At 74.4% G+C, this 2,041-nt stretch carries 1 protein-coding gene; it reads left to right on the forward strand.

What is annotated here, in order from left to right; all coding sequences use genetic code 11:
* Positions 1 to 2,041: type I polyketide synthase (locus FNH08_RS49355; protein WP_152778498.1), on the forward strand; the 2,041-nt coding region annotated here is incomplete at both ends.

Genomic DNA, 2,041 nt, shown 5'->3' on the forward strand with positions numbered 1-2,041 from the left:
CCACCGCACCCGACGCCCTGTTCACGGTCGACTGGCCCCTCATCGGCGAGAACACGGACGCGGACCTCCCTGTCGGCGTCATCGGGCCCGACACCGGCGACCTGGCCGACGCCCTCCGCGCCGCCGATGTCACCGTCACCGTCAGCCCCGACCTCGCCACACTCGACGCGGTACCCCCCGTCGTCCTCACCCGCATCGCCTCCCAGGCCGACGACGCCCCCACCGCCACAGCCCTGCGCACCACCACCGAACAAGCCCTGCGCCTCGTCCAGTCCTGGCTGGCGGAACCCCGTTTCGCCGACTCCCGCCTCGTCGTGGCCACCCCCGCCACCGGCGATCTCCCGGCCGCCGCCGCCCGCGGCCTCCTGCGCACCGCGCAGACGGAGAACCCCGGCCGCCTCACCGTCCTCCACCTCGACGGCCCGCCCGACGGCGACCTGCTGCGCCGGGCCCTGACCACGCCCGAGCCCGAAGTCCGCGCCGGCGCAGCCGGCCTGCGCGCCCCCCGGCTCGTCCGAGCCCCGCGCACAACCCAGCCACCCGCCTGGGACGTCTCCGGCACCGTCCTCGTCACCGGCGGCACCGGAGGCCTCGGCGGCCTCGTCGCCCGCCACCTCGTGACCCGGCACGGCGCCCGAGACCTCCTGCTCGTCTCCCGCCGCGGCCCCAACGCCCCCGGCGCCGACCGGCTTGCCACCGACCTGACCGCACTCGGCGCCCGCGTTCGCGTCGTCGCCTGCGACACCGGCGACCGTGACGCCCTCGCCCGGCTCCTCGACGGCGAGCACCTGACGGCCGTTGTCCACGTCGCCGGCGTCGTCGACGACGGTGTCGTCGACGCTCTCACCATTGAACGTCTCGACACCGTGCTTCGGCCCAAGGCCGACACCGCCTGGTACCTCCACGAACTCGCCCCCGACGTCGGCACGTTCGTCCTCTTCTCCTCCTCCGCCGGCATCCTGGGCGGCGCCGGGCAGGGCAACTACGCCGCCGCCAACGCCTTCCTCGACGCCCTCGCCGAACACCGCCGCGCCCTCGGCCTGCCCGCGCTCTCCCTCGCCTGGGGACCCTGGGACGTCGCGGCCAGCGCCATGACCGGCGACCTCACCGACGTCGACCGGGCACGCCTCGCCCGCTCCGGCTTCCCCTTCCTCACCCCCGACGACGGTCTGGCCCTCCTCGACGCCGCCCCGGCCGCGGGGCACGCCACGGTCCTTCCCCTCCGGATCGACCCCACCGCGCTGCGCGCCCGAGCCGACGTCCCCGCACTCCTGAGCAGCCTGACGCGTCCCACGGCACGCCGCACGACGCTGACCACGGCCGCGTCTGTCGAGGTCCGCGCGGACGGCCTCGTGGAACGGCTCGCCCCGCTCGACCCCGCCGACCGCAGGGCAGCGCTCCTCGACCTCGTCCGCGAGCGGGTGGCCGCCGTCCTCGGCCACCAGGACGCCCAACGCGTCGAACCCAGCCGTGCCTTCCGGGACCTGGGCTTCGACTCGCTGACCGCCGTCGAGCTGCGCAACGCGCTCGGCACGGCGACGGGCCTGCGCCTGCCCGCCACCCTGGTCTTCGACCACCCCACACCCCGGGCTCTGGCCGAGCACCTGCTGTCCGAGCTGCTCCCGGACACCGGCCACACCCGCACCCACACCCGCACCGGCACGTCAGAGCGGGAAGCGCCGGCCGTGGCGCCTCTCGCGGATGATCCGGTGGTGGTCGTGGGGATGGCGTGTCGTTTTCCGGGTGGTGTGGAGTCGCCGGAGGATTTGTGGCGGTTGGTGTCCGAGGGTGTGGACGCGGTGGGTGAGTTTCCGTCGGATCGTGGTTGGGATCTGGAGCGGTTGTATCACCCGGATCCGGAGCACAGTGGTACGTCCTCCACCCGCCACGGTGGGTTCCTGCACGGTGCGGGGGACTTCGACGCGGACTTCTTCGGGATGAGTCCGCGGGAGGCGTTGGCGACGGATGCGCAGCAGCGGTTGCTGCTGGAGTCGGTGTGGGAGGCGGTCGAGCGGGCGGGTGTCGATCCGACGTCGTTGCG

Source organism: Streptomyces spongiae (genome assembly GCF_009377185.1).
GTDB lineage: Bacteria > Actinomycetota > Actinomycetes > Streptomycetales > Streptomycetaceae > Streptomyces > Streptomyces spongiae.